Origin of the sequence: Poritiphilus flavus, from assembly GCF_009901585.1 — a bacterium.
Lineage (GTDB): Bacteria > Bacteroidota > Bacteroidia > Flavobacteriales > Flavobacteriaceae > Poritiphilus > Poritiphilus flavus.
Genome location: NZ_WXYO01000006.1, coordinates 457,349 through 483,115 on the forward strand (window position 1 = coordinate 457,349; position 25,767 = coordinate 483,115).

The 25,767-nt window shown below is 44.1% G+C and carries 26 protein-coding genes; 18 read left to right on the forward strand and 8 right to left on the reverse strand.

From position 1 onward, the window contains the following. Nucleotides 1-143 precede the first annotated feature (143 nt). The 4 genes from GTQ38_RS14720 (at nucleotide 144) to GTQ38_RS14735 (ending at nucleotide 3,071) form a co-directional block, all read left to right on the forward strand. On the forward strand, nucleotides 144-965 hold the full coding sequence (locus GTQ38_RS14720) for a universal stress protein (RefSeq protein ID WP_161436308.1): 822 nt from the start codon (nucleotides 144-146) through the stop codon (nucleotides 963-965). 293 nt (nucleotides 966-1,258) lie between these two features. Further along, complete coding sequence (locus GTQ38_RS14725) at nucleotides 1,259-1,798, forward strand: RNA polymerase sigma factor (protein ID WP_238857949.1); 540 nt, start codon at nucleotides 1,259-1,261, stop codon at nucleotides 1,796-1,798. After that, nucleotides 1,795-2,199, forward strand: a complete 405-nt coding sequence (locus GTQ38_RS14730; RefSeq protein ID WP_161436310.1) for a hypothetical protein — start codon at nucleotides 1,795-1,797, stop codon at nucleotides 2,197-2,199. The genes GTQ38_RS14725 and GTQ38_RS14730 overlap by 4 nt, the downstream gene beginning before the upstream one ends. 53 nt (nucleotides 2,200-2,252) lie before the next feature. Continuing rightward, nucleotides 2,253-3,071, forward strand: a complete 819-nt coding sequence (locus GTQ38_RS14735) for a CPBP family intramembrane glutamic endopeptidase (RefSeq protein ID WP_161436311.1) — start codon at nucleotides 2,253-2,255, stop codon at nucleotides 3,069-3,071. 25 nt (nucleotides 3,072-3,096) lie between these two features. Here the strand turns inward: GTQ38_RS14735 and GTQ38_RS14740 are convergent, their stop codons facing one another. Together GTQ38_RS14740 and GTQ38_RS14745 are read right to left on the reverse strand one after the other, a co-directional pair. Continuing rightward, nucleotides 3,097-5,283: an amino acid permease gene (locus GTQ38_RS14740; RefSeq protein ID WP_161436312.1), complete on the reverse strand. Its 2,187-nt coding sequence runs from the start codon at nucleotides 5,281-5,283 to the stop codon at nucleotides 3,097-3,099. A 99-nt stretch (nucleotides 5,284-5,382) separates the two neighbouring features. Further along, a complete protein-coding gene (locus GTQ38_RS14745; protein WP_161436313.1) occupies nucleotides 5,383-6,684 on the reverse strand; it encodes a hypothetical protein in 1,302 nt (433 codons plus the stop codon). 117 nt (nucleotides 6,685-6,801) lie between these two features. Between GTQ38_RS14745 and GTQ38_RS14750 the strand changes: the two genes are divergently transcribed. The 3 genes from GTQ38_RS14750 to GTQ38_RS14760 all read left to right on the forward strand — a co-directional run bounded on the left by GTQ38_RS14750 (nucleotide 6,802) and on the right by GTQ38_RS14760 (nucleotide 10,010). After that, a complete protein-coding gene (locus GTQ38_RS14750; RefSeq protein WP_161436314.1) occupies nucleotides 6,802-7,914 on the forward strand; it encodes a GerMN domain-containing protein in 1,113 nt (370 codons plus the stop codon). A gap of 61 nt (nucleotides 7,915-7,975) precedes the next feature. After that, entirely contained in the window at nucleotides 7,976-8,983 is a 1,008-nt protein-coding gene (locus GTQ38_RS14755; RefSeq protein ID WP_161436315.1) for an alpha/beta fold hydrolase, read from the forward strand. 109 nt (nucleotides 8,984-9,092) lie between these two features. Then, nucleotides 9,093-10,010: an EamA family transporter gene (locus GTQ38_RS14760; RefSeq protein ID WP_161436316.1), complete on the forward strand. Its 918-nt coding sequence runs from the start codon at nucleotides 9,093-9,095 to the stop codon at nucleotides 10,008-10,010. Between the two features lie 35 nt (nucleotides 10,011-10,045). Here the strand turns inward: GTQ38_RS14760 and GTQ38_RS14765 are convergent, their stop codons facing one another. From GTQ38_RS14765 to GTQ38_RS14775, 3 genes are all read right to left on the reverse strand, one after another. Then, nucleotides 10,046-10,792, reverse strand: a complete 747-nt coding sequence (locus GTQ38_RS14765; RefSeq protein WP_238857950.1) for an NIPSNAP family protein — start codon at nucleotides 10,790-10,792, stop codon at nucleotides 10,046-10,048. 130 nt (nucleotides 10,793-10,922) lie between these two features. After that, nucleotides 10,923-11,273 carry a hypothetical protein gene (locus GTQ38_RS14770; protein WP_161436317.1) on the reverse strand — a complete coding sequence of 117 codons (351 nt, stop codon included), beginning with the start codon at nucleotides 11,271-11,273 and terminating at the stop codon, nucleotides 10,923-10,925. Nucleotides 11,274-11,307: 34 nt separating this feature from the next. Then, nucleotides 11,308-11,676, reverse strand: a complete 369-nt coding sequence (locus GTQ38_RS14775; protein WP_161436318.1) for a hypothetical protein — start codon at nucleotides 11,674-11,676, stop codon at nucleotides 11,308-11,310. Between the two features lie 312 nt (nucleotides 11,677-11,988). Between GTQ38_RS14775 and GTQ38_RS14780 the strand changes: the two genes are divergently transcribed. Further along, complete coding sequence (locus GTQ38_RS14780; RefSeq protein ID WP_161436319.1) at nucleotides 11,989-12,810, forward strand: sugar phosphate isomerase/epimerase family protein; 822 nt, start codon at nucleotides 11,989-11,991, stop codon at nucleotides 12,808-12,810. A 9-nt stretch (nucleotides 12,811-12,819) separates the two neighbouring features. Here GTQ38_RS14780 and GTQ38_RS14785 read toward each other — a convergent pair whose 3' ends face one another. Continuing rightward, nucleotides 12,820-13,233, reverse strand: coding sequence for a hypothetical protein (locus GTQ38_RS14785; protein ID WP_161436320.1), 414 nt, complete (start codon nucleotides 13,231-13,233; stop codon nucleotides 12,820-12,822). Nucleotides 13,234-13,764: 531 nt separating this feature from the next. On the opposite strand from GTQ38_RS14785, the gene GTQ38_RS14790 reads away from it, so the two are divergent. From GTQ38_RS14790 to GTQ38_RS14800, 3 genes are read left to right on the forward strand one after another with little or no spacing between them, the layout of a single operon-like run. Further along, entirely contained in the window at nucleotides 13,765-15,717 is a 1,953-nt protein-coding gene (locus tag GTQ38_RS14790; protein ID WP_161436321.1) for a hypothetical protein, read from the forward strand. 3 nt (nucleotides 15,718-15,720) lie between these two features. After that, nucleotides 15,721-16,548 carry a DUF2490 domain-containing protein gene (locus GTQ38_RS14795; RefSeq protein WP_161436322.1) on the forward strand — a complete coding sequence of 276 codons (828 nt, stop codon included), beginning with the start codon at nucleotides 15,721-15,723 and terminating at the stop codon, nucleotides 16,546-16,548. 35 nt (nucleotides 16,549-16,583) lie between these two features. Continuing rightward, on the forward strand, nucleotides 16,584-17,438 hold the full coding sequence (locus GTQ38_RS14800) for an MORN repeat-containing protein (RefSeq protein WP_161436323.1): 855 nt from the start codon (nucleotides 16,584-16,586) through the stop codon (nucleotides 17,436-17,438). Nucleotides 17,439-17,498: 60 nt separating this feature from the next. Here GTQ38_RS14800 and GTQ38_RS14805 read toward each other — a convergent pair whose 3' ends face one another. Both GTQ38_RS14805 and GTQ38_RS14810 read right to left on the reverse strand, forming a co-directional pair. Next, the gene (locus tag GTQ38_RS14805) at nucleotides 17,499-19,685 is read right to left on the reverse strand and encodes a beta-N-acetylhexosaminidase (RefSeq protein WP_161436324.1); all 2,187 of its coding nucleotides are present in this window, start codon (nucleotides 19,683-19,685) and stop codon (nucleotides 17,499-17,501) included. Nucleotides 19,686-19,710: 25 nt separating this feature from the next. Next, entirely contained in the window at nucleotides 19,711-20,337 is a 627-nt protein-coding gene (locus GTQ38_RS14810; protein ID WP_161436325.1) for a TetR/AcrR family transcriptional regulator, read from the reverse strand. A gap of 221 nt (nucleotides 20,338-20,558) precedes the next feature. Between GTQ38_RS14810 and GTQ38_RS14815 the strand changes: the two genes are divergently transcribed. The 7 genes from GTQ38_RS14815 to GTQ38_RS14845 all read left to right on the forward strand — a co-directional run bounded on the left by GTQ38_RS14815 (nucleotide 20,559) and on the right by GTQ38_RS14845 (nucleotide 25,744). Next, nucleotides 20,559-20,981 carry an ABA4-like family protein gene (locus tag GTQ38_RS14815; RefSeq protein WP_161436326.1) on the forward strand — a complete coding sequence of 141 codons (423 nt, stop codon included), beginning with the start codon at nucleotides 20,559-20,561 and terminating at the stop codon, nucleotides 20,979-20,981. Next, complete coding sequence (locus GTQ38_RS14820) at nucleotides 20,978-21,778, forward strand: hypothetical protein (RefSeq protein WP_161436327.1); 801 nt, start codon at nucleotides 20,978-20,980, stop codon at nucleotides 21,776-21,778. The genes GTQ38_RS14815 and GTQ38_RS14820 overlap by 4 nt, the downstream gene beginning before the upstream one ends. 10 nt (nucleotides 21,779-21,788) lie before the next feature. Next, complete coding sequence (locus tag GTQ38_RS14825) at nucleotides 21,789-22,874, forward strand: sensor histidine kinase (RefSeq protein ID WP_161436328.1); 1,086 nt, start codon at nucleotides 21,789-21,791, stop codon at nucleotides 22,872-22,874. Then, a complete protein-coding gene (locus tag GTQ38_RS14830; protein ID WP_161436329.1) occupies nucleotides 22,855-23,607 on the forward strand; it encodes a LytR/AlgR family response regulator transcription factor in 753 nt (250 codons plus the stop codon). Before GTQ38_RS14825 ends, GTQ38_RS14830 begins: the two co-directional genes overlap by 20 nt. 202 nt (nucleotides 23,608-23,809) lie before the next feature. Beyond that, the gene (locus GTQ38_RS14835; RefSeq protein ID WP_161436330.1) at nucleotides 23,810-24,523 is read left to right on the forward strand and encodes a DNA alkylation repair protein; all 714 of its coding nucleotides are present in this window, start codon (nucleotides 23,810-23,812) and stop codon (nucleotides 24,521-24,523) included. After that, entirely contained in the window at nucleotides 24,520-24,903 is a 384-nt protein-coding gene (locus GTQ38_RS14840) for a DoxX family protein (protein WP_161436331.1), read from the forward strand. The genes GTQ38_RS14835 and GTQ38_RS14840 overlap by 4 nt, the downstream gene beginning before the upstream one ends. 64 nt (nucleotides 24,904-24,967) lie before the next feature. After that, a complete protein-coding gene (locus GTQ38_RS14845) occupies nucleotides 24,968-25,744 on the forward strand; it encodes a hypothetical protein (protein ID WP_161436332.1) in 777 nt (258 codons plus the stop codon). The last annotated feature ends 23 nt before the right edge of the window (nucleotides 25,745-25,767 follow it).

The window sequence follows — 25,767 nt, forward strand, 5'->3', positions numbered from 1 at the left end:
ACATTTCACAATTAATAGTATTTCTATTAAATTTAAAGGGTGCATCTACCAGCATCATTCCGTTCTCAAGACGGAATATATGTGTTGAGTTAGCTGCATTCTAGATTATGCTTTAAAGCAACTTAAACCTAAAACTCTACATTATGAGCAACGAAACACCCAACCCGAAATACCGGTTACTGGTATTGACAGACCTCTCCAAGGCCTCAGATATGGCACTTAGGAATGCAGTTCAGCTCGCCAAGGCTATCAACGGCAAAGTAGATGTATTTCACGCAAAAGCCCCAACTTCAGTGGTTAAATTCGACAACCAACTGTCTGCTATGCGTTCTATTCATCATGACTATAATAAAACCCAGGCAAAACTGGAAAACGATATTCAGGAGTTGGAATCGGCTGAAGGCGTTAGGATAGGATTTAAGATTGCTTATGGCAACGTAAAAAACGCTATAAGGGAGCACATTAAGGAAACAAAACCGGATATTGCTGTACTCGGTAAGAGGAAGTCCAAAATAATTGGCTTTCTTGGAGATGGTATTACCAACTTCGTGCTAAACCAATGTTCTACAAATGTTCTCATAACGGATGAAGAACAGGTGTTCCACTCTTTCAATGACCTTTCTCTCGGCATATTTGGAGATGCCATTGAAAAGCAGGGCCTTGAGATCCTGAACGATTTGAGCAAGGCTGGAAACAAACCGATAAAACTATTTAGTGTTGGTGAAAGCGCTAATGCCAATGTTAGCAACCAGGAGAAAAGAACCATTTCTTATGTATTCCCTGAAGGCTCCAATGCTATGGATGGTTTGGCTTCTTATGTACAAAAGACCCAGACCCAGCTATTGTGCATTCCCAGCAGTAAAAACAAAGATCAGGGCGGCCGCCAACGCAAAAATATTATAGACGCGTCGGTACGCAGGATGGTACAGAAAGTAGGTATTCCTGTATTGTTCATAGCTTCTTAAATAGCTACTATCTTATATAAGACTTTATTCAGATTTCCTGAAAGGCCACCTACGCTAAGCTGTTTATAGGTCTTTCAGGTTTTCTGATTTATAACCCTTCCATTCTTTTTTGGACCTTTTTCAGTTCCCCGACGCTTCCCGGCTAACGGCGGTTTAGCTATATCCTTATATTTTATCCTCATTATTTCGGATTCACCAGCATTATTTACATTTAAAATGCAATAGGATCGGACTTGCTCGTCTATATAGGTGAAAATGTTCCGAAAAGGATCTCAATGGCCAAAAACACTAAAATGAATTACAAGCTCGCACAGTTTTTCCAGACGGAATACGGTGCATTAAGAGCTTATGTGAATTCCAGGATAGCAGATTCTACAGATCGGGATGCAGAGGACATCATTCAGGATGTGGCCCTGAAGTTGTTTTCCAGGGTAGACCACATCACACCCATTAATAATATCGCGGCTTTTGTTTATAGCTCGGTCCGCAATAAGATCATTGACGTGATGAGGGCCAAAAAAGCCAGGGTGGATCTGGATGAAGAGTTCCGGAAAAGACTGGCGGAGTTCGCCGGACTATTGCAGGATCATACGGAAATGGAATATACTGAAACCGTCAAAGCTTCTCTTAAGGAAGCCATCCGGAACCTAAAGCCCATTTATCGTGATGTGATACTTGCAATCGATTTTGAAGGACTTACCTATAAGGAATTCAGTCTGGAAACCGGAATCTCTGCAGGAACCCTCATGTCCAGAAGGCACAGAGCCCTTTCGATCCTTTTCAAGGAACTGCAGAAAACTGAAAATAGTAACAATAAAACTAAAACAGAATGACACATTTACACAGTCAAAAATCCAAAATTGAAAAATTTGTTACCGTAGTGTTTTGGGTTATTTTCGGGACCATCGCCATGATTGCATTTGCCCTGCTCTTCGGATATATAGTGATGTTATTGTGGAATTGGCTCATGCCGTCTCTTTTTGGCTTGGGAACACTAAACTTCTGGCAAGCCGTGGGTATCCTTATTCTCGCCAAAATATTGTTCGGAGGGTTTGGTTCAGGGAAATCCGGTAGGAGATCAAAAAGGGTAAGGTCTAAAGTGAAACACCGATTGGCTGAGAAAGGCAATTCCCGATGGAAACATTATGATCGGTTCTGGGAAGAAGAAGGCAAACAGGCTTATGAAGCTTACCTGGAACGTATGGACAATGCGGACGAAACACCTCGTGAATAGGCTGCCACGAGCCTGATTAGGGAAATTCATGGCATATTTCATAAATTGAAGTCATGAATTTCTCCAATTCAAAAATGGGTAGCAGCATAGCCATGGCTTTGGTCTTTCTGCTTTTGCTGCTACTCCCATTTGGCGATTTGTTGGAGGCCTCCGGCATGGAAACTTTTAAGGCCCAACAGTTAGGAGACATCCTTAAGAATTGTGTTATTATCATCTATGGGATCCTTATGATCCGTCGATTGGGCTTTGTAAGGATCTCCGGTCTTAAAAACACCATTCCCAAATACCCAATTTTACTGATCGTTCCCCTTTATTTTGCACTGTTGGGACCTCTGTGGTACTTCTATTTCGGATATGAGTTTCACAACATAGCTGCAGCCGATGTAATAATATTATTGCTTGCCATGTTGGGGGTGGGGATCTCAGAAGAGGTTATATTCCGTGGACTTATTCTTCCAAACTTACTCAAAGGATCCTCTGCGGAACAGCCAATGCTGATACCCATAGTTTTGGCTGCACTTTTGTTCGGAGTGCTTCATTTTCTTAATTTATTCAACGCGGATGCCCAATTTCCAACGGTAATAGCCCAGGTAATTTACGCCACTTTTTTTGGGATCGCCTTTGGTATCATTTTGCTAAGATCCAAAAGCCTGCTCGCTCTGGGTGTGCTACACGGGATCATCAATTTTTTCAATAGCCTGGATGATCTTCCGGGAGCCGTAGAGCCGGCTAAAATGCAGGAATACGCTATTCATGAGGCTGTGTTTTCCGTTCTGGTCGTAATTCCTTTTTTGTGGTATGCTCTAAGGCAGCTTCCTTCAATTAAACGGCAGGATGTGCTCTCTCAGATAGACAGTGACCAGTTGGTCTAAAAAAGGACGTATCGGGGAACTTAGATCAGGCAAGTATACTTTCATGACCGGAGTCTTTTACAAACAGGCAGGAACTACCCGTCTTCGAGGTCATTTCATTTACAAATTCAAATTTTAGATTGCCATCCATCCCAAATATATTGAGATCCGCCTTTGGCGCTTTTTGAACCACCTCCCTGAAACTTCCGATATGCACCTCGGTAAGGGTGGAGGGTAGTCGTGCCAGGCTGGTAAGCGATTGAAGGAAATTATGGGCGTTCTCTTTCTCTTTTTCATCTCTGATCACAATGATCAGGCGTATCTGGGCTTCCCAGTTCTTTTTGAGTTTGTAGGCGATCAAAGTGGAGAGATCCAGGTTACCAATGTCCCAGCCCAGGTTCCAGTTATCCGTTCGGTCACTTACCCAAACATTGATAACATTGCGCTGTCCCAGGAGGGTTGTGCTATTCAGGGAAAAGAGCAGTACCCCAATCTCCAGTCGAATACATTCCTGGATAACGGGTCTGATCTCCGTTTCGTAATTATCGTGTTGCTGAAGGTTGAGGAATACGATATTTGGTCTGAAAAAAGCGCCCTTCAGAGCTTGATTTCCATAGTTAACACCCTGGGCAAAATTCTCGCTGTGTATGACTGTCCAGGAAGAAAACACATCTTTTTGCCGGAAAGATTCGGAAAGGGTGGCCAGCTCATCCGGAAATACGCTGTTTTCCACATTCGGGGCAATTCCAAGTAGCTTAATGGAACCTTTGGGCCTGGCGATATTTCTGAGAAATTGAAAGTTTCCCCTTGCCCCGTCAATATCCCGAATGGGTACCATCAGGTTGGGTTTCCAGGCTCTTTGCTGCATATTCTTCATCCCCCAGGTATGTTTGGCAGCCCACTCCGCAAAAGAAACAAAGAGACCGGACCGAACATCTTCAAAGGGTGTCTCAATATTCTGCCGTGACAAGAACCAATACACAACGAATACAATACTTATGGATATAAGGCTTACAGTAGGATTAATGATAAACATGGCAACTACCGAAGAAACGAGACCTATCCAGGGGATCCATTTGTTCACTTTAAAAATGGGACGGTAACTTATCAATCCGAGTTTTTGCTCAATAATCACCACGATGTTGATCATGGCATAAGTTATCAGAAAAAACAGCGTAACCAGGGGTGCTACAGCATTGAGGTCCCTAAGCAGCATGGTCACGAAGATCATAATGCCGGTAACGATCATTGCATTTCTGGGCTGACCATTGGCACTGGTTCCGGCCAGCACCTTGGAATAGGGGAGTACCCGATGTTCTCCCATGGCGTACAATATCCTTGAGGAGCCCACGAGAGATGCCAGGGCAGAAGAAAATGTGGCACCCAGTATTCCTGCTATAACCAGCGGCCCTACATAGGCTTTGTCTATAACGATGTTGTAATTAGAGATCAGTTCCTGTTCGCTGGCAGAACGTGCCAGCCAAAAGGCAAGACTCATATAGATCACAAAACTAACCCCTATGGCCCATAGGGTACCCACTGGGATACTCTTTTTCGGATCTTTAAGTTCTCCGGACATATTTGCCCCTGCCATAATGCCTGTGGAAGCCGGAAAGAATACGGCGAATACCAACCAAAAATCACTACCGGAAAATCCGTTTTCCACAGATCCCTTAAAAGTTCCCCATCGAATAGCCTCTTCAGTAGGTACACTCATGGAACCGTGGTAGGCAGCCAATACTATGGATAACAGGGACAGTATAATTACAATCATGATAAAGAACTGGGTCTTTATGGCAAGGTCTGCACTGATATAGGCTATAGTAATGAGGACCGCGAAAACTATTATATCGATCAAAAAGGGACTGTGATCCGGAAAGATCCCCAACCAGCCTTCCCTGAATCCGAAGATATACATGGTTACAGCCAACCCTTGAGAAACATACCTGGGGATCCCCAGGCTTCCGCCGACTTCCAGGCCCAACGCCTGTGAAATGATCGCATAAGCTCCACCTGCCCCGATTCGGATATTGGTGGTTATCGCAGACATGGATAAGGCCGTGCTCAGTGTGATCGCAAAGGAGATTATAATGATCAGCCAGGCTCCCAGAAGTCCTGCGTTACCAACTACCCAGCCCATTCGCAGGTACATGATCACCCCAAGAATTGTGAGCAAGGTAGGGGTGAAAACCCCTGCAAAGGTTCCGAATTGCTTCACTTTTTTTTGCGGCATGCCTGAGCTTTTGATAAAACTAGAAAAATTTTGTGGATTTTAACATATATAGGAGGCGATGAGGAAATATTAAGGGATTTGATCTATTGAAATCGATCTTTATTCCTGGATCAGCCAGTCAAAATTATCTGAGAAGCGTACGTTTCCTTTCAGGTCCCGCAGCTCAACATCGTCTATAAAACCTGGAGAATTGGTAAAATAGCTTATCTCCATGATGCCGCCAACACTCTCAGTATAGGAGCCCTCAAAAATAGTAGTCCCGTTAAGCCCAATGTTCACTTTTTTGTCTACAACTGATATTGTCAGTTGTTGCCACTCGCTAACCTCTGTTCCAAACTTACTAAGGTCTTCGGTCTTCCCGTAGTGTTGTGCATCCCCCAATCTCATGGATAACTCGCTTTCACAACCCTTGTTCCCGAACATTATCCAGTAGTAGCCTTTTACTCCCTGTATGTGAAAGTTGAATATGGGGCAATCCACTTCGTCCAGGTTTTGGATCCGGAACTTTGTCTCGTAATAAAAGTTATCACCGTCCAGTTCAAAGTCCTTGACATAGTAAAACGCTTGCTGGAACTGCTCATTGAGGTCAATTTTTTTAGACTCCAGGGAGTTCTTTGAAATCCCAAGAAAGCCTTGCCTTAGCCAATGCCGCTCACTGAATGTCAGGATATTGGACATCGGTTGTCTGGCGGCAATGAACCAGCCATCATTGGTAATATGAACCGGGATCTCTTTAACGATCTGGTCGTTGGCGATCAACTTGGCGGTAAAATAGCCCGGAACATAATAAATATCAGTGCGTTCTTTGTTTTCCTTAGAGATCTGTACTCTCCGGCTTCTATCCCAACTTTGCTGTAAAAAGAAACTGTCTGCCTCTACCGAACTGAGATCGTAATTGAATATTACGGTATTTGGGATCTTGTTATCCAGGGTCTTTTTAAAGGAAAAAGAGATTTCTCTGGAATTGTAGGTAACAGGCTGTGGTTCCTGGTCCTGTCTCCCTGTGGTCCAGGCAAGAAATATGGCCAAAGGTATGATCAAAGCCGGCAGGCCATAAGTGGTGATCTTTTTGAGTTGATTTTTTTTGGGCGCCAGACTGCTCAGGGGGGATTTAAGGTTGTCTGCCTTCTTTTTTTTGAGGGAATGCCAGTTTGATCCATACGCCAGTCGCGAAAGTACATCCAGGGTGGCGAGATGCGGAAGACGGTTATACTCATTTTTCCAAATTCTTTTGATTGTAGTAAGGCTCAGGCGCTCCCCGGTCTCTTCTTCAATGAAAAAAAGGAGAAATTCATAGTCTTTTTGGGCCCAATCAGTACTGGAGCCCAGGCCTGACATTTTTTCGATGCGCTTCTTTAGTTCTTCCAATAAGCGCTGATCAGTTTCCGATAAAGACTTCATTTACAGACGAATGATAAAACGATTGAAAAACGGTTGCAAAATAGTTGTAATAAATCCTCGACGGAACAAGGGGCTCACCTAGCTTAGAACGTGTTAAGAATTCAAACGATTTGCCATATGAAATTACAAAAAATCACCCCATTAGTACTGTCTTTTCTGATCCCCGCTTGTTTTTGGGGACAAACCCTGTTAAAAGGTGAAAACTTTACGGTACTTTCAGATGATAACAAGCCGGTATCTGCTATGGATACTTTGTTCAAGGGAAAAACAAGTATAAAACTCGATGGAAAGGAACAAAGTGTAGCGGTTCTAAAAAACGGGAATTACAGGAATTTCAGGGTAGAAATGGATGTTGCAGGTGAAGTGATGGCTGGTCTTTGCTTTCACGTTGCGGATAATAATAACTACCAGTTTATCTACTTCAGGCCGGGCCTTGGAGGAACAAGGGAGGCTATCCAGTATATACCTATCTACAACGGCGCCCTCAGCTGGGTGTTTTACAACTATCCTGAATATGAAAAAACTGCGGAGATCAAGTCCCTGGAATGGATCCATGCAGCCTTCGAAGTAAGGGGTAATCAGCTTAAAGTATATGTAGATGATAGCAAAGAACCTCAGATGGAAGTAGGTCTTTTCGAGATCCATGGGAATGGTGGCAACTTTATGCTTCGCAGCCTTTTCGGGACCTCGTATTTTGCCAATATAACGGTTACACCCCTGGAGGAAGCGGAAGAAACGAAATTGCCTGAACCAGATACGCAGTACCTTACTGACTGGGAGATCTCCAGGCAGTTCCCAAGAGATACAACTCCGGGAAACTTTCAAAAGGTATTGAAGAAAGCCCTTAGCGAAAACTCATGGAAACCTATTGATCACAAAAGGGACCATTTTGTGAATTTCTCCAGGTATTTTGAGTATCCAAATGGGGTAGTGGTTGCCAGAAAGACGATAAGTTCCGCAACCGCCCGAACACTCAGAATGGGTTTTGATTATGTGGGTAAGGTACAGATCTTACTGAATGGTCAAACCGTTTTCAAAAACAATAATATCAACTTTCAACGCATGTTTGACGCCACTTACGAATTGAATCTTCCGCTTAAACAAGGTGACAATGAACTTGTGGTGATCGCCGAAGGTGACGGCGCCTTTTTTGGTAAAGGCTTTAAGTATCTGGGAAGGTTTCAACACACTAACTGGGGTTTTATAGCGAGCTTGAAGGATACTCCCTAAAACTGTAACTAAATTCAAAGGCCGAAGTCTTTATTATACCGTATTCAAAATTGTTTTACCCATGCAAAATTTAAGCGTATTCACCAGAGTTCATCCTTTACTTTCGATCTGCTTGCTACTCGCTTTCATTGGCTGTGGCCAATCTTCCGGGGAGATCGAAAAACCAGAACAGTCCCCACCGGAAATGGTCAATTGGTTCCTGGCAAGTGGTGATTGGGAGAGGGATCCGCAGCTATACGTTCGGGAGTATGGAACAGGGCAAGATACGGTGATCATGCTACACGGTGGATGGGGTGCTTCGCACGATGGCTTTGTCAATGCGGTAAGGGACCTGCGGCAGGATCATCGATTCATATTCTACGAACAAAGGGGCTCTCTCAGATCGCCATTTCCGGATTCCCTGATCAGCTATCAGGCGCATATTGACGACCTGGAAAAACTTCGCATAGCTTTACAACTGGAAAAAGTAACCCTTGTGGGTCATTCCATGGGAAGTGTGCTGGCCAGCGCTTATGCTTCGGCGCATCCGGATCGTATTGAGAAACTGGTTCTCATGTCTCCGGCCTACCTCAAAAATCCTATTCCGGAGGAAGATCGCAAAATTATGGATCAGGCCTTCCTTAAATCCGAGGCGTTTCGGGAGCGTCCTGAAATCGAGGATGAACTGGACAAGTACGGTCTTAACCGAAAGTCACCTCCACTGAATTCCAAGGAAAATACCATAAGGGCCAGGATCAGTTTTGCTCAACTTATGTTATTCGACGTTTCTAAATGGCCAGAGCTGGAGAATGGAAAAGCGCTATACAAGGGACACGTCTATTCCCTTACTGAGCGCACATATCCGGACGGTGGATGGGACTTTATACAGGAGTTCGCAAGAAGGGAATATCCTGTGACCATTATTCACGGAGATCACGACTGGTTGGATTTTGAAGCTTCCATCCTAAAAAAATGGACCACGGAGGTTCCCAGGATAACATTGGATGTGATAGAGGATGCCGGACATCTGCCATGGATAGATCAGTCTGAGAAGATTACCGGGGCTTTGCGTAAGGCACTTAGCCCCTGATAGGTCTCGATCCATCATTTTGGAATTCAATATGATTTTTTAGCCTTATTGTCGGTACTTACTTCGCGGGAATAGCTTAATATTGCTTTTTATTTTTCCCTAAGACTGTATGAAATCCGGTTCAAACCTTCCGATTGTCATAGCAGCCTTTTTTGCGATCTATGTTATTTGGGGATCTACCTATCTGCTTAACAAGATCGCGGTTGCTGAGCTACCGCCCTTGATGCTCGCAGGGGTGAGGTTTGTGGTGGCCGGCGGAATCATACTATTATTGGCTCTTCTTAGTGGAAAGAATCTGAAGATCTCCAAGAAACAATTTGGAAATACCCTGCTTGCAGGATTCCTCTTCCTGACCTTCGGTAACGGGATAATGGTATGGGCGCTAAAATATGTAGACAGCAATTTTGCGGCCCTGGAGGTATCTGCACAACCTTTGATCATATTGTTGATGATGTGGATACTTCAGGGTAAGAAAATACGCCCTATGTCACTTATTGGGGTTTTTCTCGGAATTGTCGGGATGTATCTGCTTATCAACCAGAAAACGGTTATTGCACAGGAGAACTCAATTGTTGGGATCCTGATGATATTCGGCGCAATGTTGGCCTGGGGTTATGGAAGTCTCTTTGTGGGGAAAGGAGATTTTCCGGATAACTATTTGATAAATACGGGTTATCAAATGTTAAACGGGGGTATCCTTTTGGGTGTGATGAGTTTGATCTTTGGTGAAAATTGGAGTTCACCTTTGGTATGGAGTGAACAGACCCTGTGGGCCATGCTGCTACTAATAGTTCTTGGAAGTATAGTAGCCTTTACATCTTTCAACTATCTCCTAAAAACCGTATCTCCTGAAAAAGTAGCGACCAATACCTATGTAAACCCAATTGTTGCGATGTTTTTGGGATGGTATTATTTGGATGAAGCAATAACCGCGCAGTCTATTATAGCCGCCGTAATATTGCTTACCGGCGTATACTTTATCAATAGCAAGAAAAAAGGGGCTATTCTATCCCGTTTCAAAAGATAGGCAAATGTGGGCCTGCCAATGAGGGTACGAATTATTTAAAGCTGCGAATAGGGTAGTGGCTTTAAGTAAACCCGGTCTATACTGGAAACCGTGTTGGCGTATTCTTCCAGCTTTACAATGCGTTGCCATTCCGGGTGAGGTCCGAATTTTTTCCAATTTGCGTCTCGCTCTTCCATATCTTCAAATGCCAGAAGATAAGCGAGGCTTGGCATGTCTTGCCCGGCAATTTTTTCACCAAAGAAAACGGTGTAAAGGCCTATTTCGTCAAAAATAGTGAACTCACTGTCGTTAAACATCTTGATCTTACGCCGAACCGCGTCTTCGCTATAACCTTCATAAGTTCGCAGTTCAAAAAGCCTGGAACCTGATTTTGGTTTAACCAGTTTAGGGAAGCCACTAACCGAAAGAAACAAGGAACTCTCATAGCGGTCTATGGGGAAATCCTCCTGGCTGGTCCCGGAATAGGCTTTGGCGTCAGCTATATAGGTCTTGTCTTTTTTCAGTGCCTTTAATGTCTCAGAATAAGCCTGCATATCTTTATAGGAGATCAGCAGATAAAGCTTTTTAGGCATATTGTCACTCGATTCTTCAAAGGCCCCGATGTTCGTAATACCCTGGCGGTTTAAAGCGGGTAACAAGGCTTTCTGAAAATAATCGTGAAGTACTTGGGCAGACTTTCCAAACTGCAGCTTGTATACCCGTAGTTCATAGACTTCGTCATTGGCATGGGCTTGAAAAGCAAGTATAAGGGCGAAGGTAAGCAGTATCTTTTTGATCATCATAAAAGTTTTTGGCGGTTATTTGATTGTTCACCTAAATATACTGATTCCTTCAATATCGCATGGATTTATACCAGGGAGTTTCCATAAAAAAAGCCCCGGTTTCGGGGCTTTTAGGTAAATTCCATAGCTATTAGCCTGAAGGATACAAGTCCTTCAATTCTATATTGAGGTCTGTTTCGTAATTACATTCGATGTACTCAATATCGTCAAGATCTATGATCATTCCCTTGTAGGCATCAAAGCCTACGGGCAGGTATTTATAGTGATTGAATCCCAGGTCAAGAGGCTCTTCGTCCTCGAGGAACATCAGTCCTTCCAGGACCTGTGCCGGACCTTGCTCCGAGCCCGGGTCATGCTCCGATAACTCTAAAGTCTTATCCGATATGGATTCCAAAGCATACCCAAGTGTCGTTGGCATCTGTGCCAAACTGAGGGTACCCATCAAAAGAAGCGGTATTAGCATTTGTTTTTTTAGGTTCATAAGTTCTAATTGTTTTAATTGGGTTATAAGATTATTACAGTTTTAAAAGTTCTTTTTTCTCTAATGAGCCTGGTATCTCCGCGTATAAACGATCCAGGTTTTTGTGGAAGTTCTTGTTTTTTTCCGGTCTGAGCACGGCATAATGAGCTCCCTGGGTGAGAGTCAGTATACTGATCACCACCACAATCATACCCTTTAACTTCTTCAGGGACTTCAAATCGGCTAAGGTGTGCTCCTTAAATTCTAGGGAGGGATAAATGGAGGAATACATTTGATTTACAGGACTCCCTAAACGTAGCACACTCCCGGGCCTGATGAGCACTGCCTGGTTCTTGTCGGCTGGTCCGAGGGTGCTTTCCAGCCCTTCATATAAGGATATTCTATCCGTTGATTTCCTGCTCATGTCAGTCAGATTTGTGATAACCTCTGATGGTTAATCGATTTTCACACTGCAAAATTACGACTGAACAGCTCAATATAAAAGTAAAACTACGTTAAATGCGTGTTAAACTATCTTTTTTTAATAGTAATACTTTTAAATCTGATCTAACAAGAGCTCCAGGATCTGTTATATTCGATAGGGAAGAAGTAGCAGCTCGAATAATTGACCTAACTTTAACGACATATACGAATTAAAATTATGGACCGAAGGCGATTTTGTCAACAAAGCGGTTTGGCCGCTGCCGGTTCCCTTATAAACCTTCCGGCTTTTTCTATGAATAACGAGAGAAAATATAAAATGGGTTTGCAGCTCTATACCATCAGGGATGCCATGAACACAGATGCCAGGGATACCCTTAAAAAGGTACGGGCCCTGGGATACGAAGATCTGGAGGTCTATGGCTTTGACGGCGATAAGGATTCTTACTACGGATTTAAATCGCCCGTGTTCAAGAAGATCCTGGATGATCTTGGGTTGACCACCACCAGCGGTCATTATGGACTGCAGGATTACTATAACAGCTCAGAAGAGGAACTCATTCGGTATGTGGATCAATGTATCTCAGGGGCATGGGCGTTGGAGCAGGACTATATTACCTGGCCCTGGCTTGACCCCCAATTTCGAAACGAAGAGGGTTTTAAAAGACTCACTCCAAAACTGAACAAGATAGGGGAGCGGGTTACCAAAGCAGGGCTTGGCTTTGCCTATCACAATCACGGATTTGAATTCGAAGATCTGGGCGGGAAAAATGGCTATGACATCATCTTGAGTGAAACGGACCCGAAACTGGTAAAACTTCAACTCGATTTTTACTGGGTTATACACTCTTCAAAGGATGGTCCGGCTGAGATAATTGCCAGGCAGCCAGAGCGATATGTTATGTGGCATATTAAGGACATGGATAAGGAAACCAGGGATTATACCGAATTGGGTAACGGCTCGATCGATTATTCGGAAATTCTTCCTAAGGTCGATAAAAGCGGCTTAAAATATTACTACCTGGAACAAGGTGGTAATTTTGAGCACAACTCTATGCAAAGCATAACAGACAGTGCCGCTTTTTTTCAGAAACACCTACGCCACTATATTGGTTAGATTTACTAACTATTTTAGCTTTGCCTTTTTTAGGGTGATAAACAAGCTGATATTCTCCCGTTCGGTATCGGAAATGGCCTTATTGGAATTTGCGCGCCCTGCAAGACCTTCAAGATTGTCCTCGTCCAGGTCCATATGCCAGTTTTCTCCCTGATCCAGGTCGAAAAAGGCGATAGCAGCGGCCTTATGGGTTTTAAGGGTACTTTGATGGCAGCGGCCACAAGGTTCAATTAAAGCTACTCTGGTTTGCTCTGAAGCTTCTTCAAAAAGTTTTTCCGCCTCCGCGGTATTTTCGGGAATAGCTGTTTCAGATTCCTCCCATTGGTGCACCAGGGATTTTCCGTCCTGTTGTTTGCAGGTATGTGCCAAAAGCGCGAATCCACCCAGAATCACTGCAAACGCTATTCGTTCTATCTGAAGCATAACCTCAATGTACACAAATAATCTATCCGCAATTCACAAAGAAATGTCAAAGACCGGGCCTGATGAAGGCTTATTTGTTAAAAAAGAATGGCTTACAGTAGTTTGATCGTTAGATATCAAAACCAGAATTGAAAACCCGGTGCATCTGATCAAAGGCTTCATTTGAATGAAAACCATAAAAAAACTAAGGTTTTCCAATAGCGCAAATCCAAAAGCAAGAACTACCTTTAAGCATCCCAGGAGTTTCCCTCTTTAAGCAAAAGTTCCCCCATTTTTTGCTTTAAAATTCTAAGTTTTTCCTGTCATCAAACACCCATCTTGTCCAAAAGCCTTCAGAATTTCGAACTGGAAGGACCTTAGCATATGTAGCTACCGTAGGCTGATATTAACCCAATTCTTCAATTAGGAAATAAATTATTGTATCCGTTGTGATCCCAAACTCCGGTTTAGGTCGTATATGAGTGCGTTGAAATAGTTTTTTAAAGCCAAACCTTTATCAAATAATTTTACTTTATTTGAGCAATGCTTGACATGCGAGTAACACTACCATTACAAAGAATCATACTACTGTGGCTCTTGAGCTTTCCAGTATTGCTTTCCGGCCAGGAAAAATTGCAATATTCCGGCCCTTTGCAACTCGGAAAATTTAAGGGAGAGGCGGCCTATGACTATAAACTGGAGGGCAACGATACCATTTTGGACGGGCCATTCCGTATGCAACGCTCCAGTTTGCAGGCACTTCTGGAAAACGAGGATGCCTCCTTTTCCTTTTCTGGCAATTTTGAGAATAATTACCCGGATGGATTCTGGTCTTTTCTCTTTGGGGAATTTCAATCGGACAGCGAATCACAGATCGTAGACTATCAATATAGAGTAAAGATCAGTGGAATTCAGAATCAGGCCAAAGGAAACATTAGACAAGGACGCCCGGACGGGCTTTGGGAATACCTGATCCAGCGAATTGAAGATTCCGAGGTGGCCGAAACACTTTTTAAAAGTGCGATTACTTTTGAGGGGGGTGTTCCTCAAAAGAGCTTCAGGATAGAAAATGAGACCAGTACCCTTGTCGGAAGATTTCTCCGAAATGGCCTGGCGCATGACATTTGGTCCCTGTATTCCGATTCGGACTCCCGAACTTCGGAGAACTGGTATTTCAATGAAGGATGGTTATCAAAAATAGAATTTGAGGAGAACGGGGAAGTATTGGTCAGCCAAATATACGAGGAGCCAACTGGCAGTTTTAAAGTGCTGAGTCTGGATTCCGGCTACCTGCAGATCTTAAAATTAAAACTACAGCAAGCGGATAGCCTCAGTTTCCTGAGCCGAGGTATTCCCGCGCTTTTGGCTGAGAATGCCGCCAATTACAAAAAGATAGACAATATTCTTTCCGGTCTTGGACGGTCTGCTTTTCTACCGGAATTCAAAGTAAAGGCAGAGCATTTTCCATTGGATTCTCTGGAAACTGCCCGGATGGATGCTATCAAAGGGCTTTATCAAAGGTCGGTGGCCATTAGCGAACCCCTTCTGAATAATACCCAACTGAACATTCTAAGGCGATCCGACGAACAGGCCCAGTTTCTACATGCGGTGGTCTCCGCGATCTCTTCAGATTTTCTACAACCTCTTCAGCAACTGGTGAAATATGCCGAGTTGGATGTTCTGGAGTTCGTTCCCCGGGATCAATTGATATCCGGTTTATGGCCAAATGGAAAACCAGGAACGAGGATCCGTATCGATAGTGGTGAAGCAGGGGAGGCCCCTAAGGTTTTTACCGGACCTAATGCTTCTCAATTGCAGTTCGGGGCGAACAACCTTCAATCTGCCCAGGACATGGCCAGATATGCCTCAATAAGCCTGGATTCCATAGCTGGAGTGCTTAACGATAAATTGGTGAAAGACCAACGGCAACAGGATTTTATAAGCCTGGAAGAACAAATGATCGCTCAGGTAAACGAATTGAATAAGCATATTGACTCTGTAAGCAGTCTGCTTCCCTCGGATGAAAGAGAGGCCTTAAGTAATATCCGGGCCCTGGCTGAGCGCAGACTGAACCAATATTCATCACTTGAGGAAAACAGCGCGAAAATAGACTACGCCAGGGCATCTATTGCATGTTTTACAGATCTGAAGTCGCTCTCAGAGTCTATTTCCAAAGGCCCTGAAAGACTGGAAGTGATACAGGAGAAATATCAGGACGCGGTATGGAACCCCTTTATTGCTACCATTATGAATGAAGAGGTTAAAAAAAGAATTACCGCGGCTTACCGCAAAGTGCTGCTTCCATATTTCCTGGATAAGGCAAAAGAGGATCTGAACTGTGATAATGCCAAAGCGCTTGGAGACCTTATGGATTCTACCTATGAAAGGCTGCTGGAGTTGCGTGATGAGAGTACCTCTAAACTGGAACGAAAATTAAGGAAAGAGCAGGATCCTGAAATGATACTGCAATTGTTCAACCTGCCTGCCACGGACAAAGTAAACTAACGAATGAGACAGCACTATAAAATTTCCTTTGGAGCGCTCATTTCCATGTTGCTTTGCTTCAGTATGCCCTCCTGGGGTCAGGAAGAAGAGGTTTTACCGTCTGAATCCGAATTCAAGGAACCGGTAGAAAGGCTTTGGATCAATACTTATGGCAACATACGTATATCCAAGCGTTTGTTCTGGGACGCTCAGACGCACTTTCGATTCGAAGAGACCGAAAATACCCCCTTCGTGGGGCAGATAGGACAGATCTACAACCGGCACGCCATTGGTTACATCTATTCCAAAGCCTTTAACGTTAGCCTGGGAGGTGTCCTGCGAATCAATTTCAATACGGATGAATCTTCTACAGATCGCAAAGTGGTACCGGAATGGCGTATCTGGCATCAATACCAATTTGCTTTACCATTGGCTAGCGTAATGACTTATCATCGGTTCCGGATAGAGCATCGCTGGACACAGGGTTTTGCGGAGAACAGTGAGTACATATTCAGGAATCGTTGGCGATATATGTTCCGTGTAAAAGTGCCGTTGAACAACCATAAGTTTGAACCAAAGACCATTTATGTTTCCCCGGAGGCTGAGTTGATCTGGCAAAGCGGGAAAGAAGTGGTAGCCAGTCCGCTGGAGGATCTTCGGCTAACTACTACCGTTGGCTATATTTTAACACCTCGATTGACTGTCGCAGCCGGAATGATGTATTCCCAGGGCCAAACCCTTGAAAATGGGGGGATTTACAAGCAAAGTTGGACTGTTCGCTGTCATTTGTACTTCTCACCAGACTTTAGAAAAGTAAAAAATAAGCTTCCCGCCATCCATTTTGACGATTGATACGTACATGATACTGTACTCCTTCTATTGAAAGCATGAGAAAACAGTATTTTACCTATATCACGGCCTTCTTTCTCCTCCTGACTACAGGGGTGGCCATCTATTACCAGTCCAAGGCAAAAGACCTCCAAAACGAACTCGAAGCCACTAAGGCCCACGAAATTGAAATGGAGGGCAGTATTGCCGCTCAGCATGAGTTATTAAGTGTTGATTCCCTTTTAGTCGATGGGAATTACCGGGCTGCATTAACAGCCTATGAAGAGCAATTTAAGGAGTTACAGGAAGATGACAGTGCCGGATTACAACTCAGGATGGCACTTGCCAATCAGTTAATGCACTTAAGGGCTTCCAGGAATGCCAGATTAAATCAGGATTCCGTCCCTGCTCAGGATAGTGTTCAAACGGATATACTTTCTAATGCGAGAGTGGTAAAACAATACGACTCCATAAACTTCGTCCTGGAAAAAACCAAAGTACAACTGGCCAGGACAAAAAAGCAATTACTAAAAAAATCCTTTGGGGAGTACCTGACCTTTAAAAGCAGTAAAGGCAGCCAGTTGCACTATGTTGGGGAGGTGAAAGACCACAAAGCCAACGGCCACGGTTTGGCATTGCTAAATACCGGGAGTCGTTACGAAGGGGAGTGGAAAGACAATATGCGTCATGGAGAGGGAACCTTTTTCTGGGCGGATGGAGAACGTTACGAAGGAAATTATGTGAACGACAAACGCCAGGGAGAAGGAACCTATTATTGGCCTAACGGCGAGAAATACGTTGGGCAATGGAAGAACGACCAACGCTATGGCAAAGGGATCTTCTTTGGCAAGGATGGGGAAATCGTAGCTAATGGCGTTTGGAAAGAAGACGTTCTTGTACAGGCAGATAAATAAGGGTCCTAATTAGGCCAGTCTCAGAAGAACTGACCGAATCAATTTTCTATATCCCATTTATTAATTTAGGTACCAGTGTACACCGCCGGAGATGACCTTCTCTTTCAGGCGGTTCATTTTTTTGGAAAGTCCTCCTTTCCTTTCTGCCTCAAGCAGATCATTGAGTTGCACTTCCAGTTTTTCAAATGCTTTCATGCTCCTGTCCAGACCTCCGGACTTGTTACGCAGTAACCACAACCTGCGATGTTCTTCCTTGATATCGGCCAGTCTGGATTGCATGCCACTCAGATGCTCTATTCTTTGTTCCGTATTCCAGTTATCCTTATTCTGGCCGTAGTTTCTGATCTCGGCTCCCAGACGGACCATTTGAAGGCCGTTTCTCATTTCATTCCTTATTTCTGAGCTCTGCATCTCTTCATTTGTCGCAAGGTTAATCTCGTCCGAACGTACGTTCAACGAAGCTTCCAAAGCATCTAAATGACGGTTTAGGGCTTCCACCTGAAAACTTCCCTGGTTATCAAAACGATCGCTAAAGATCCTGAAAAGACTATCGCCCACAAGCTCGGGAAGTTTTTGCTCCATTGCGCCGTAAATGGCCTGCTCTAATACAGGATCTACCATACCAAACTGGTAGGCCAGAAAATTATGACTCATATTAGGTAAGTGACGCTCTTCGTAATGGTAAGAACGACCTAACTTCATAGCGATGCCGGCAAGTTCCTGATTGTCATCCTCAAATAAATGAGTATTGAGGTACCTTTCCAGGGGCAGGGACTGAGAAGTTTTACTGTTCCAGCTAATGGCGCCGGCATAGGCGAATCCCGGGAAACTCACAGGGAGGTACTGCCAGTGACCCAGATCACCCCAATCGGTAAGCAGCATTCCCTTAGCCCCGTTCTTGATACCGCTCAAAACCGCATTTTGGATATTGCCCAGCATATTATCTGTTCTCCCGGTAAGGGTCATCCAACTGCTGGTTCCAGGGCAGACCAGGAACTCCAGGCCCTGATCTTTGATCCTGGCTGTATTGGCATCAAAGGGGTGCTCCTGTTCATAACCCCATTCCAAAACAGTAATATCTTTGGGCATCTCATCCAACAGTTCCGGATGCTTTCCTATGATATCACCCCACATCCACATAGATTTTCCCCTGGATTTAGACAGCTCATAAACTTTCAGAACTTGGTCCAGATAAACCTTTCCAATACCTACCTCTTCGGCCAGTTCGGCACTGTTGCAATGTCCGAGTTCAAAAGGTTCGTCCAGGTTGGCGTTAAAGATGCCCGAACTGAAGTTCGGGAGTAGATCGTCCATCATTTTTTCGATAAGCGCTATACTCTCGGGGTTGGTCGGGTCCAGTGTGGTCTTTACTTTGTTCATTGGCATAAGCTCATAACCGTCAGGGCATTCTGCGAGGTGGGCATAGGCCTCTGTCTCCAGCCAGGCCTGCATATGACCCAGGGAGTTCTGATTTGGTACCAACTCAATGAAGCGTTCCTTGCAATAGGCGTCCAATTCCTGGATCTCTTCCGGAGTAACAGGGGTTTCGTTGTCCTGCCAGAGATCCTTAAAGCTTTCATACCCGAAGGAAAATCCCTCAACATACAACTGCAGGTGATTGTACTTTAAAAGTGAGAGTTGGTCTACCAGTTGCTTTAGGGTGTGTAGCTGCGGCACCTTATCCCTGCTAATGTCCAGCATAAGTCCCCGTACCTCCAGATCTGGTTTGTCTTCTATGCTCAGGGAATTAATACTTTCCGGAAACTGCTGTTTTAAGTGATAGAGGGTAACCATGGCGTAATAGGCTCCGGCTTCGCTTTGATATGAAATATCTATTCCACCTGGCCTGATCTGTAGTTGGTAAGCTTCGGAACCCAGCCCTTCTTTTTTCTTAAGGCGTATCTCAACATCCGTATTATTGGCTTTGGATTCTCCCGGCAATAGACGATCCACCCAAGCTTCAGCCCGGGGCAGCTCAGAAGATACCTTAAATCCAGCATTCCAACTAAGGCTGCCCTTGTCCCATTGAAAGTTCTTGGGCAATGGCAAAATATCCAATTCACTTAGCGAATCATTTCGAATTTCAAAGCGGTAAAATGGCTCAGGAGTTTCTGGAAGAGCCGCCTGCCTGACCTGCATTTCTTCTGCGGCCTTATTGTACTGCCCGTTGAAGAAACCAATTACGCCAAGAATTAGCAATAAGAGTCCAACTACGATATAGGCAAATATCTTTAGTGCTTTTTTCATTTTCAAAAGGATTTTTTAATAGCTTTTAATGTTGTCGCGTAGCGCTTTTTCCATAAACCTGCATTTTTTGAACCCCCAGGGGCGTACACATACCTCTGAAATACAACAGAACCGAATTTTCTACCAGCTGAGGCCCGGAAAGCGCTAAGTCTGCATAGATTTTGGCGCGGGTGATGTCCTGATAAAGTCGCTGTAGAGCTATAATACAGACCTCCGCTTCGATATCCGGGAGGAACAGCCCATTTCTTTTACCTTTTTCAATGATGTCCATCATCATGTCCGGCATGCCGTTTTGAGCGGTGCCGATCTCCGTTTGCAGTTCCGGGTAGAACTTATTAAGGTCTTCATAGAACCTGGGATTCACTTCAAATTCTACCTTCACGATGCGGTTTAGGATATTTATAACGGACTCGATCTCATCCCCGGCTTTGGCTGCCAGTTCCTGCAGTTCCGCAAAGAAGCGTGAGTAGTGAAGCTCAAGGCAGCTCCTGACCAGGCCGGGCTTGTCTACGAAAAGCTTATGAATGGTCTTGGTGGAAACACCATTCCAACTCGCCAGTTGTTTAATGGTAATGGGTTGTATCCCATGATCGAGGAATGCTTTAAGAGCGATCTCTGTAATTTCTGCTTTGGATATGCGGGTGACTGGCATAGAAAATATACTATTTCAAATATTTTCCACAAATTAAATGGAAAATATTCCTCCTTCCAAATTTTCCGTGTCCAAATAATCAGGTTTTCGAAATCCCTTAAAGGCCCATGTTTTGATCGGCTGTGCAATTCAATGACCCAAAACGATGGTTCAGCTTTTCTGTCTAACGCTTTTAAGCCTGAATGCAAATCTTTGAAGCAGTTAAACCAAAAACACGAATTATGACGCCAACGACAGTTTTTTCACTTGCCAATCTGCTGGTGATGCCGATGTGGATCCTGATGATCCTTTTTCCCAAATGGAAAGTAACCCGATTCCTGATGGATTATAAACTGGTCCCAATACTGCTATCATTCCTATATGGCATCTACGTCTTCCTGACGCTACAAGGGGGTGGGGTATTAGACTTTGGAAGCCTCAGTGCCGTAATGAGATTGTTTACCCTTGAAAACGCCGCAATGGCAGGATGGGTGCACTATCTGGCCTTTGACTTACTGGTTGGCTTCTGGATACTGGAGCAGAACAGGAGCGTGGGTCTTCATCAGCTCCTGATGGCACCTTGCCTTATTGGAACCTTTATGCTCGGCCCCTTAGGCTTTCTGCTTTTCATCCTATTAAGAACCCTTAAAGTAAAGAGATCATGAAATATCTAAAAAGCGTTTTGACCACCGTCAGAAGGGAAAGTCCGATCCTTTACACTATTGTGCTGATCAACCTGGCCCTAACTATCGGATGTATCTTCGGTATATTGTTCGATGATCGTACCCTTGTGGGAATCAATATCTGGATCAAACCCCTCAAATTTGCAATCTCTACGGGGATCTACACCCTGAGTGTAGGTTACCTGGTGACGCTTTATCCCTATTCCAGGCTTAAAAAAAACATTCTGAATAACATCGTGTCCTGGAGCCTGCTTCTGGAAATGGTCATTATAGTATCCCAGGCCTACCGGGGGGTCCAATCTCACTACAATATGAACACTCCCTATGACGGGATACTCTTTGGGGCCATGGGAATATTGATCTCTATAAACGTTTTGATCATGGTGCTGTTCGCTATCGATACGATCCGCCTGAAAATGCGTGTGCCGCGCTCTGTTCAAACGGCCATTCTGTTAGGATGGTTGGTGGTACTGTTCGGAAGCTGGGTAGGAGGGCAGATGATAGGGCAGATGGCTCATAATGTAGGCGTGGTGGACGGAGGCGATGGATTACCCTTGCTAAATTGGAGTACGGTGGCCGGAGACCTGCGCGTCGCACACTTTTTTGGATTGCACGGTTTGCAAATTATTCCTTTATTCGCATTCGGGCTCTTTAAGAAATGGAGTGCTCCGAACAAGAATCACAGCCTGGTGGTCATTATCTTTGGATTGGTCTATGCCGGCTGGATTGGATATACCTTTTATCAGGCGAAGCAGGCCATGCCTTTTTTAACTTTATAAAGCAAACTGCATGTTGTTCAATAAGGAGAAGCGCATTAAATACCTCGGCTTTAACGATCTGTGGTTTATTGTTATTGGAATTATTCTCCTGAGTTTTGTGACCGACTACCTGTTTGCTTCCAATTCCTTTGCAAGGCTTCCTTTTTTGCAGGCCGTCATCAACTGGGGTATTTCTGTGATCTTTTCCACTTCAAACTGGATCGTTATGCGCTTAATCCTTATTGGGTTGAGGAAAAGGTATCCGAATTTAAAGGATGATGCAAAACGCATTGCCTTTTTATTCCTGGCCATAGTGAGTACGGTCTTAATCATTGATTTTGCCGGATCAAAGATTTTGCAATTCCTTATTGGGGAAAGTTATAATCACCCTTCGCGCTCCAAACTGGTCTTACCAGTTATCTTAATCAGTATTATGACCATGGCCATCTATGAGGCGATCTACTATTACGTCAGGCTAAAAAAGTCTATACGGGAAGAGGAACAAGCCAAACAGGCGATAGTCCAGGCTCAGTTGGATGCGCTGCGGAACCAGGCCCAACCCCATTTTTTCTTTAACAGCCTGAACACGCTTAGAGATATCATTGACCAGAACCCTAAGGAAGATGCCAAGGAGTTTGTGGACAGGCTTGCGGATATTTACCGCTTTATACTGGATTCCGGAAATGTTAACCTCATTGCACTTAGAGAAGAGCTGAAATTCGCCAGAGCTTATATCCATGTTCAAAAAGAGCGTTTTGGAGAGAATCTGAAACTGGATTGGAATGTCCCGGCTGGGGTGATGGATCAGTTGATCGTACCTATGAGCCTTCAACTTTTGTTGGAAAATGCCATTAAACATAACGTGATCTCCAAGGCCAGGCCACTTGCGATACATGTACATGAGGAGGACGGGCATTTGGTCGTAACCAATCAGATCCAACTGAAATCTACCAAATTACCCTCTACTAAACTGGGGTTGCGGAATATTCGTAAGCGCTATGCACTGATCGCGGATAATCCCGTTCGAATTCAAAAAGAAGACAACAAATTTGTGGTGGCCTTACCGCTGCTAAAAGCAAAAGACCAAAAGAAAAGTTATGCAGGTACTGATTATTGAAGATGAAGCCAGGGCGGCGCGTCAGCTGCAAAAATTATTGGCATCTTGCGGGTTTAGCTATGAGCTGGTTGGGACCATTGATACGGTGGAGGAGACTGTAGAGTGGTTCCGTACCAACCCATCGCCAGACCTTGTATTTATGGATATACAACTGGCAGATGGCCTCAGCTTTGAGATATTTCAGAGTGTAACCGTAGAAGCTCCTATCATCTTCACTACTGCCTTTGACCAATATGCCATCCAGGCTTTTAAGGTTAATAGCGTTGACTATCTGCTCAAGCCAGTTCAGAAGGATGATCTGAGTCTGGCCCTGGATAAATTCACCAGATCCAATAAACCTCAAAGCCTGGATCCACAAATACTAAAGCAATTGCTGGGTAGTGTTCAGGCCCAGGAATCCCGAAGTGGAATTCTGGTCAAGGATGGGGATGGATTTGTGCAGATCCTCATTACGGATCTGCTCTATGCCTATTCTGAGGAAAGCGTCACCTTTGGGGTTACCCAGGCCAGGCGTTTTATTGTTGATGAGACCATAGATCAATTGTATCAATCCCTGGATCCCTTGTCCTTTTACCGGATAAATCGCGCTCAAATAGTGGCAAAATCCGCAATTACCAAGATAGATCGGTATTTTAACCATCGATTAAAGCTCAGCGTCCTGAATCCAAGAGACCAGGAATTTATTGTTAGTCGCCCTAAGACCACAGATTTCAAGGATTGGATGAATCGTTAGGAGATGAAAAACTTCCGGTTTAAAACCTTAATTCAGATTCAGAGGATAGCTTTATACCTTTAATCCTTTATATTGCATAGGGATATACGATATACGATATACGATTTGCGATATACGATTGGTGATCTGCGATATGCGATAAGCGATAGGCGATATGCGATATACGATAGGCGATTTGCGATAAGCGATATACTGTAAAAGGATGTTGACCGCTGCTCAATTCATAAAAAAGCTGGAAACTTTCAGGGAAGAAAAAGAACTTGCCAAGGTCTCAAAGTTCTTTAAGGGTAATGACGGGGTCACCCGCGCATTTGGGGTTAAATTTGGTAATGTCTTCCAGACTGCTAAAGCGTTTACGGATATGTCGCTTGAAGAGATCAACCAGCTATTGGATAGTGAATACTACGAGATAAGGATGGGAGCGGTAAGTATTATGGATTTTCAGGCCAGGCACAAAAAAACTACGGAATCAAGACGTAAAGAACTCTTTGAACTATACCTAAATCGTCATGACCGTTTGAATAATTGGGATTTTGTAGATCGTGGTTCTTATAACATCGTAGGTGAATATTTAATGGATAAGCCCAGGGACATCCTCTATGATCTGGCCCGATCCAAAAACATTTGGGAAAGGCGCACGGCAATTGTCAGCACTTACGCATTTATTAAAAAAGGACAATTGACGGACACCTTTGAAATTGCCCGGATTCTTATAAATGATAAAGAAGAGCTCATCAACAAGGCGGTGGGCAGTTGGATTCGCGAAGCCGGGAAAAAAGACCAGGACAAGCTCATTGAATTTTTAAATATGCATGCCGCCACAATGCCCAGGGTAACCCTAAGGTATGCCACTGAAAAACTGGATAAACCAATCAGAGATCACTATATGAATCTTAAAAACCAAGAGAAGAAATGAATTCTACCAATCCTATCCCAAAAACGAGCCGCTGGATCTCCTATATCCTGCAGGGCCTGATCGTTTTAATGTTCCTTATGGGAGCAATGATGAATCTCTTACAAACCGAAGAAGCCATAAGTGGAGCTACGGAACTGGGTTATCCGGAATCAACAGTGCTCTATCTGGGACTGATACTTCTGGCAAGTACTATTCTGTATATCATTCCAAGAACAGCGATTCTGGGAGCTATTCTTTTAACGGCCTGGCTGGGAGGGGCGGTGGCCACTCATATCATTCACAGCGACCCGCTTTTTAATACCTTATTCCCGGTTGTATTTGGCGTACTGCTTTGGTTTGCCCTTTGGTTAAGGCTGGAAAAGGTTAAAGGATTGTTTTGATTTGTTCCCGGAATAAATTGACTAATGCTTAAATTAGAAATCTAGGAATAAAAGCACAAACCATATGGAAGCTGACAGAAGAATGTGGTCAGTTACTGCCAGGGGACTTTCAGACTGTGTTGGCGAGCTTCTGAAAGCCGGTTACGGATCTACCTCAGTTCGGGAGTTGCAATTAAAACTCAAGAAACACGGGGTTTACCCTGCCAAAGACCTGTGGGATCTGTGTTCTGCTGAACTACCTGATATCTTTTTCACTTACGATTCCTCTCAAAACTATGTAGACATACAACAAATCGTATGGCAGACCCTGGATTTCGCGGCTGCAGCATTGCGAAAACGCAGAGCCGATGTAGCTGACGAAGACCTGGAACTATTGATCTCAGACGGTGTTCGCATATGGGTTGATTTTCTGTTTATTGACCAGGGCTCGAGGGATATTCCTGAGGAGCTGAAAGTGCTTCCTCAGTTACTACGTAATGTAGATGCTCATTTTGTATTAGGCTCAACTCCACTAGAGCGAGCCTGGTGCTGTTATGAGATTGCCTTATTCAACCAAAAATGCGCGACGGACGAGCGATTAAATCTCAATAGTTTCATCGCACCTACAAAGCCGTACTATAACTGGGACCTCGTATTGTCTACAGAGGCAGAGGACAAAATATATATTGAACAGCAGATAAGGAATACTTTTCCCGGTGGATTTGAAGGTTTCCAAAACGTAATGAGCCAGGCGAGCAGTGTAGCTCTTTTATCTAAAACTGAGGGGAATGTATACTACTCTCCGGATTCCATAGAAAATTTGGGGATAGCTGCGGAAAAATGGTTTGACCGAATGCAATAAGCTAATCATAAACTCATAAAGTG

Bases quoted from the DNA above. Each gene is read 5' to 3' on its own strand.
- GTQ38_RS14785 (WP_161436320.1), bottom strand. From the start codon at position 13,233: ATGCTTCAGATAGAACGAATAGCGTTTGCAGTGATTCTGGGTGGATTC.
- GTQ38_RS14845 (WP_161436332.1), top strand. From the start codon at position 24,968: ATGGAAGCTGACAGAAGAATGTGGTCAGTTACTGCCAGGGGACTTTCA.
- GTQ38_RS14835 (WP_161436330.1), top strand. From the start codon at position 23,810: ATGTTGACCGCTGCTCAATTCATAAAAAAGCTGGAAACTTTCAGGGAA.
- GTQ38_RS14725 (WP_238857949.1), top strand. From the start codon at position 1,259: ATGAATTACAAGCTCGCACAGTTTTTCCAGACGGAATACGGTGCATTA.
- GTQ38_RS14735 (WP_161436311.1), top strand. From the start codon at position 2,253: ATGAATTTCTCCAATTCAAAAATGGGTAGCAGCATAGCCATGGCTTTG.
- GTQ38_RS14755 (WP_161436315.1), top strand. From the start codon at position 7,976: ATGCAAAATTTAAGCGTATTCACCAGAGTTCATCCTTTACTTTCGATC.
- GTQ38_RS14780 (WP_161436319.1), top strand. From the start codon at position 11,989: ATGAATAACGAGAGAAAATATAAAATGGGTTTGCAGCTCTATACCATC.
- GTQ38_RS14840 (WP_161436331.1), top strand. From the start codon at position 24,520: ATGAATTCTACCAATCCTATCCCAAAAACGAGCCGCTGGATCTCCTAT.
- GTQ38_RS14805 (WP_161436324.1), bottom strand. From the start codon at position 19,685: ATGAAAAAAGCACTAAAGATATTTGCCTATATCGTAGTTGGACTCTTA.
- GTQ38_RS14800 (WP_161436323.1), top strand. From the start codon at position 16,584: ATGAGAAAACAGTATTTTACCTATATCACGGCCTTCTTTCTCCTCCTG.
- GTQ38_RS14730 (WP_161436310.1), top strand. From the start codon at position 1,795: ATGACACATTTACACAGTCAAAAATCCAAAATTGAAAAATTTGTTACC.
- GTQ38_RS14750 (WP_161436314.1), top strand. From the start codon at position 6,802: ATGAAATTACAAAAAATCACCCCATTAGTACTGTCTTTTCTGATCCCC.
- GTQ38_RS14830 (WP_161436329.1), top strand. From the start codon at position 22,855: ATGCAGGTACTGATTATTGAAGATGAAGCCAGGGCGGCGCGTCAGCTG.
- GTQ38_RS14720 (WP_161436308.1), top strand. From the start codon at position 144: ATGAGCAACGAAACACCCAACCCGAAATACCGGTTACTGGTATTGACA.
- GTQ38_RS14815 (WP_161436326.1), top strand. From the start codon at position 20,559: ATGACGCCAACGACAGTTTTTTCACTTGCCAATCTGCTGGTGATGCCG.
- GTQ38_RS14820 (WP_161436327.1), top strand. From the start codon at position 20,978: ATGAAATATCTAAAAAGCGTTTTGACCACCGTCAGAAGGGAAAGTCCG.
- GTQ38_RS14810 (WP_161436325.1), bottom strand. From the start codon at position 20,337: ATGCCAGTCACCCGCATATCCAAAGCAGAAATTACAGAGATCGCTCTT.
- GTQ38_RS14740 (WP_161436312.1), bottom strand. From the start codon at position 5,283: ATGCCGCAAAAAAAAGTGAAGCAATTCGGAACCTTTGCAGGGGTTTTC.
- GTQ38_RS14775 (WP_161436318.1), bottom strand. From the start codon at position 11,676: ATGAGCAGGAAATCAACGGATAGAATATCCTTATATGAAGGGCTGGAA.
- GTQ38_RS14795 (WP_161436322.1), top strand. From the start codon at position 15,721: ATGAGACAGCACTATAAAATTTCCTTTGGAGCGCTCATTTCCATGTTG.
- GTQ38_RS14770 (WP_161436317.1), bottom strand. From the start codon at position 11,273: ATGAACCTAAAAAAACAAATGCTAATACCGCTTCTTTTGATGGGTACC.
- GTQ38_RS14765 (WP_238857950.1), bottom strand. From the start codon at position 10,792: ATGATGATCAAAAAGATACTGCTTACCTTCGCCCTTATACTTGCTTTT.
- GTQ38_RS14790 (WP_161436321.1), top strand. From the start codon at position 13,765: ATGCGAGTAACACTACCATTACAAAGAATCATACTACTGTGGCTCTTG.
- GTQ38_RS14825 (WP_161436328.1), top strand. From the start codon at position 21,789: ATGTTGTTCAATAAGGAGAAGCGCATTAAATACCTCGGCTTTAACGAT.
- GTQ38_RS14760 (WP_161436316.1), top strand. From the start codon at position 9,093: ATGAAATCCGGTTCAAACCTTCCGATTGTCATAGCAGCCTTTTTTGCG.
- GTQ38_RS14745 (WP_161436313.1), bottom strand. From the start codon at position 6,684: ATGAAGTCTTTATCGGAAACTGATCAGCGCTTATTGGAAGAACTAAAG.